The 5163-nt window shown below is 64.0% G+C and carries 5 protein-coding genes; 4 read left to right on the forward strand and 1 reads right to left on the reverse strand.

Annotated features, from left to right (window positions below; translation table 11 throughout):
* Nucleotides 1–256: 256 nt before the first annotated feature.
* The 4 genes from DMC18_RS14305 (at nucleotide 257) to DMC18_RS25655 (ending at nucleotide 4686) form a co-directional block, all read left to right on the forward strand.
* Complete coding sequence (locus DMC18_RS14305) at nucleotides 257–2092, forward strand: tetratricopeptide repeat protein (RefSeq protein WP_110133030.1); 1836 nt, start codon at nucleotides 257–259, stop codon at nucleotides 2090–2092.
* A complete protein-coding gene (locus tag DMC18_RS14310) occupies nucleotides 2089–2808 on the forward strand; it encodes a cytidylyltransferase domain-containing protein (protein ID WP_110133031.1) in 720 nt (239 codons plus the stop codon). Before DMC18_RS14305 ends, DMC18_RS14310 begins: the two co-directional genes overlap by 4 nt.
* 703 nt (nucleotides 2809–3511) lie before the next feature.
* The gene (locus DMC18_RS25650) at nucleotides 3512–4240 is read left to right on the forward strand and encodes a hypothetical protein (protein ID WP_146218077.1); all 729 of its coding nucleotides are present in this window, start codon (nucleotides 3512–3514) and stop codon (nucleotides 4238–4240) included.
* The gene (locus DMC18_RS25655) at nucleotides 4240–4686 is read left to right on the forward strand and encodes a hypothetical protein (protein WP_146218078.1); all 447 of its coding nucleotides are present in this window, start codon (nucleotides 4240–4242) and stop codon (nucleotides 4684–4686) included. Before DMC18_RS25650 ends, DMC18_RS25655 begins: the two co-directional genes overlap by 1 nt.
* Before the next feature lie 30 nt (nucleotides 4687–4716).
* Here the strand turns inward: DMC18_RS25655 and pseH are convergent.
* Nucleotides 4717–5163: UDP-4-amino-4,6-dideoxy-N-acetyl-beta-L-altrosamine N-acetyltransferase (pseH, locus tag DMC18_RS14320; protein WP_110133032.1), on the reverse strand; the 447-nt coding region annotated here is incomplete at its 5' end.

Raw genomic sequence — 5163 nt, forward strand, 5'->3', positions numbered from 1 at the left:
GCCACCCATCAAGCTCGCGCTCGACACCTATCGCAATACACAGGGACCCAGGGGACTGGGCGCGGTGGATCGATCAAGCGCCGCAGCGACGACCGGCGCGGTGCGGCGGCCCCTGGGTCCCGGCTCTGCGCGCTACGCGCTCCGGCCGGGATGACGACAAAGGGTGGTAAGCGAGAGGTGGCCCCACAACGCGCTAAAGCCCGCGTTAATCCTCTGGCAAGATGGTGCGCGCAACCGACCAACCGGCAGGAGAGCCATGGCTTCGCGACACAACCGCCCCGCTCCCGCCCGGTCGGCTCCAACGAAGGCCGGTCCCAAGCCCGTCTCGGCCAGCGCCCTGGCCCTGGGCCAGGAGGCCGCGCCGGCCGCCGCCTATGTCGGCTTCAAGGCCGCCCCCGTCGGCGACTCCGCCTCCAAGGAGGCCCTGGCCCGGCTGAAGCAGGCCACCCAGGGCGTGCGCGACAGCGCCCAGAGCCGCCTGCTCGACCAGGCGATCCTGGCCGTGCGCCGCCACGACTACGCCAAGGCCGAGCAGCTGGCCCAGAAGGCCCTCTCGCAGGACCAGGGCCTGGGCGTGGCCTGGCACGTGCTGGCCGTGGCCCGCGAGAAGCTGGGCGACTTCGCCGCCTCGATGCATTGCTACGAGGCCGCCCTGAAGCTGCTGCCCAACCAGGACGCGGTGGCCGCCGACGTCGGCCGCCTGGCCTACCGCATGGGCATGCCCGACATCGCCGCCAAGCTCTTCCGCCTGCACCTGGCCCACCAGCCGGGCGACGTGGCCGGCCTCAACAACCTGGCCAGCGCCCTGCGCGACCTCAACGCCGAGTCCGAGGCGATCGAGGTGCTGAAGCCCGCCATCGGCGCCCATCCCGAGCAGCCGATCCTGTGGAACACCCTGGGCACGGTGATGTGCAGCCTGGGCGACGGCGCCACGGCCCTGACCTTCTTCGACGAGGCCATCCGCCTGGATCCCGCCTTCGCCAAGGCCTATCACAACCGCGCCTACGCCCGGCTCGACCTGGGCGACGCCGAGGGGGCGCTGGCCGACTGCGACCAGGCCATCCGCCACAGCGTCGCCCGCGAGGACGTGGCCACCATCCAGTTCGCCCGCTCGACCATCCTGCTGGCGCTGGGCCGCGTCGCCGAGGGCTGGGCCGCCTACGAGGGGCGCACCTCGCCCGACCTGCCCGACGCCCCGCGCTTCGTGCTGGAAGGCCGCCAACTGGCCGCCGGCGAGCCCCTGGCCGGCAAGCGCCTGCTGGTCATGGCCGAGCAGGGCCTGGGCGACGAGGTGATGTTCGCCGGTCTGCTGCCCGACGTGGCCGACGCCCTCGGCCCCGACGGCAAGCTCTCCCTGGTGGTCGAGCGCCGCCTCGTGCCGCTGTTCGCCCGCAGCTTCCCGGACGCCGACGTCACCCGCCACCGCACCGTCGCGCTGGAAGGCCGCGTCTACCGCACCGCCCTCGAGATCGAGCGCTGGGACCAGTTCGACGCCTGGACTCCGATCGCCTCGCTGCTCCAGACCCTGCGCCCCACGGCCGACAGCTTCCCCGCCCGCGAGCGCTTCCTGACCCCCGATCCCGACCGCGTCGCCCATTGGCGGGGTGTGCTGGCCGACCGCCCGGGCCTGAAGGTCGGCGTGCTGTGGAAGAGCCTCAAGCTCGACGGCGAGCGCGCCCGCCTGTTCTCGCCCTTCCGCCTGTGGGAGCCGGTGCTGCGCACCCCCGGCGTCAGCTTCGTCAACATCCAGTACGGCGACTGCGACGAGGAGATCCGCATCGCCCGCGAGGAATTCGGCGTCGACCTGTGGACCCCGCCGGGCATCGACCTGAAGGAAGATCTCGACGACATCGCCGCCCTGACCAGCGCGCTCGACCTGACGGTCGGCTTCTCCAACGCCACCATCAACCTGGCCGGGGCCTGCGGCGCGCCGATCTGGATCGTCACCGCCGCCGCGGCCTGGACCCGCCTGGGCACCGACCGCTACCCCTGGTACCCGCAGGCCCGCGCCTTCGTCACCGAGACCCTCCAGACCTGGGCCGGGGTGATGGACGAGGTGGCCCAAGCTCTCGCCGAGAAGGCTCGCGCATGATCGCCGCCGTCCTCCAGGCCCGGATGAGCTCCACCCGCCTGCCGGGCAAGGTGCTGGCCGACGTGGTCGGCGCCCCGATGATCCTGCGCCAGATCGAGCGCCTGCGCCGCATCCCCTCGCTCGACCGCCTGATCGTCGCCACCTCCGACGACGCCAGCGACGACGTCCTGGCCGAGACGCTGGAGGCTGCCGGGATCGAAGCCTTCCGCGGCCCGCTCGACGACGTCCTGGCCCGCTTCGCCGGGGCGATCGAAGGCCTGGCCGACGACGACCTCGTCCTGCGCCTGACCGCCGATTGCCCCCTGGCCGACCCGGACCTGATCGAGCGCCTGCTGGTCCACCACCAGGCCGTCGGCGCCGACTACTCGGCCACCACCCACCCGGCGCGCACCTACCCCATCGGCCTCGACGCCGAACTCCTGAGCGCCGGCCTCCTGCGCTTGGCCGCCCGTGAAGCCGCCGACCCCTACGAACGCGAACACGTCACCCCGTTCGTCTACCGCCGCCCGGAGCGCTTCATGCTCGACGGCGTGATGCAGGAGATCGACGAAAGCGCCGTCCGCTGGACCGTCGACCTGCCCTCCGATCTGGCCTTCGTGCGCGAGGTCTACGGGGCGCTCTACGCGGAGACGCCGGCGTTCACGTCGGACGCCGTGCGGGCGCTGGTGGCGGGGCGGGAGGATTTGCGGACGCTGGGGGATTTGAGGCGGGGGTAGGGCCGCCGCCCTCAGTCGTCATCCCGGCCGAAGCGCAGCGTAGAGCCGGGACCCAGGGGCCGCCGCACCGCGCTGGCGACCGCAAGGGCGGTGAGCACCGGCTCAACGCTCCGGCTCCTGGGCATTTGGGCCTCCCGAGGCCGGGCCCGAACTCCCCACGGCGCGCCCGCGCCGTCCGCCCTGTCACCGTGCTGCGGCTGGCCGCCTGCGAGAAATTGGGGATCAGCTTCGCGCCGTTCGGCCCGCTCGGCGCAGGGTTTCTGATCGGCAAGATCGATGAGGAGACCCCGCTCGACCCTACCGCCTAGTACCTCATGAGGCGTTGACCCCCCGAAGAGGCAAACTCGTCACCATCGTTCGTGTACCCGCGCTCAGCGCGGTTTGCGCTCGATAGGGCGATGCGGGCCGTCGATGAAGGCACCGTCCGCTTGTCCTTGATCGAGCCTTCGTATGGGAAGTGTACAGGATACTGCATATGGAGGCTTCGACGTCCGGGTCAGGTGACGTGCGGCGGTCTGTGGTGAGGAGCAAGGATCTACCGGAGCTTTGCTATGCGGCTGAGGCTCCGGCGTTCTTCATTTTGCTCGGTCTTCGTTTCCCTTCAAAAAGTAGCGGAATACCATTTTTTGTCGCGAGTAGATCTGCTTTTATGCAATTTTAAGTGGTCATTTTGACTTCGGGGTCGTTTTTCGGGGAGGGAGCTTTGGCGGGTTTTCGCGTTCTAATCTTGCTGCTAAGTTTTATTAGAAATATAGCTTTCATAGCGGTGTATATACCATTCCTAATCGTTGTTGACGTATTAAATTTAATACTTGGATTTAGATTTTTTGCTGGAATATCAAGCGTTTTGGAGGAATTTAGGTATTTAAGGTCGTCTTTAGATTATGAATCTGAAGATTACAGTATTCTATCTTTGTTTTTATTGGCGGCGTCGAATGCCGTTGCGGATGGAAAAAGATTGCGTCGATCAATTATTGAAAGATTTATATATAGAATTGAGTCGTATGTAGACGGTTCAATTCCGGAGCGTGTAACTTTTTTAATAAGTAGATTATTTAATTATATAAGAAAATCGGAAAAATCAAGCCAATATATTTCTGAGTTTTATGCAAAGAGGCGCGGAATTCAAATCTTTTTGGTCGCTTTGATGGGGGCTGTAAGTTTTGCTGTCCTTTTGAGATTGGGGTATTTTTCATACGCCAATTATATTGGAATTGGATGTGTGATATGTTTGGCGGATTATTTTCTTCTTTTATTTAGGGTGATTAGGGGAAGTTTCGGTGCAAATCCGATAGAAGCTAAGGAGCTGGTGGAGTTTCTTTTGCGAGAAAAGGGTGGTGATCTTCCGCCTGGTTCAGGTGGATTGCGCCCGTTGGTTGAGGGCGAATTAGAGGCGACACTCGATGCCCTTGCTGTGGGGGTGCGCGCCTGATGACTGATTTCGTCACTCTCGCATTGCGTTTTTTGTTTCGCGTGGCGGGTGCTAGCAATCCTATTCGCTTTCTATTTGGAATAGCGTTTGGAATTATTACAGATGTGTTGATTGGGGTTATTTATGTGGCAAATCCAAATTCAAGTATATTTCGATATCTGAATGAATTGCCACTAGCTATTCATATTTTGGTGGTTGTTCCGATGGTTCTAATAGTTCCATTGCTCGGTAAGCGCGGGGCTCCTGAGGGGATTGCCGCAGATATAAACACTATTCAAGCTTTGATGGATCGAGCGGATTTGCCAAAGTACCGCCAACGTCAGGTTTGGGAGGGGATTATCGTGCGCGTCGCGGAGAAGGTATCGGTGCCGGGGCGGAAGGAGGACGTGACAACCATCGCTACCAATGAAATTGCGACGGAGGTTGAACCGACCGAGCCCACTTGAAGAGACCGGTTACGAGAGGCCGCTCCGCCATCACCCCACCCCAAACCCCTTCGCCGCCAGCTTCCCCCGCGCCTTCTCCCGCTCCCCCGCCTCCCAGTCGGCCCGCAGCAGCCCCAGCCCCACCACGTTCAGCGCCACGCCGCCCTTGATCACGTGGGCGCGGTAGAGCGCTTCGCGCTGGAAGCCGAAGGTCATGTGGAGGCGCCAGACGGCTTCGTTGTCTTCGAGGACTTCGCACCAGAGCTTCTCCAGGCCCAGGTCGTTGAAGACGTGCTCGATGACCCAGTATTCGACGAAGCTGCCGATCCCTAAGCCCCGCACGGCCGGATCGGCGAGGTAGTAGGCCCAGGTGCAGCGGCGGTTGCTGTGGTCGATGTCGACGACGTTGGCCAGGCCGACGGGCAGGCCGTGCAGCGGGATGATCCAGTAGCGGCGCGAGGGATCCTCGCCGATGCGGGCGAACCAGGCGGCGTGCTC

It is taken from the genome of Caulobacter sp. D5 (assembly GCF_003185805.1).
GTDB lineage: Bacteria > Pseudomonadota > Alphaproteobacteria > Caulobacterales > Caulobacteraceae > Caulobacter.

Excerpts from the sequence above, each read along its gene's own strand:
- DMC18_RS14310 (WP_110133031.1), top strand. The coding sequence starts at position 2,089 with ATGATCGCCGCCGTCCTCCAGGCCCGGATGAGCTCCACCCGCCTGCCG.
- DMC18_RS25655 (WP_146218078.1), top strand. The coding sequence starts at position 4,240 with ATGACTGATTTCGTCACTCTCGCATTGCGTTTTTTGTTTCGCGTGGCG.
- DMC18_RS14305 (WP_110133030.1), top strand. The coding sequence starts at position 257 with ATGGCTTCGCGACACAACCGCCCCGCTCCCGCCCGGTCGGCTCCAACG.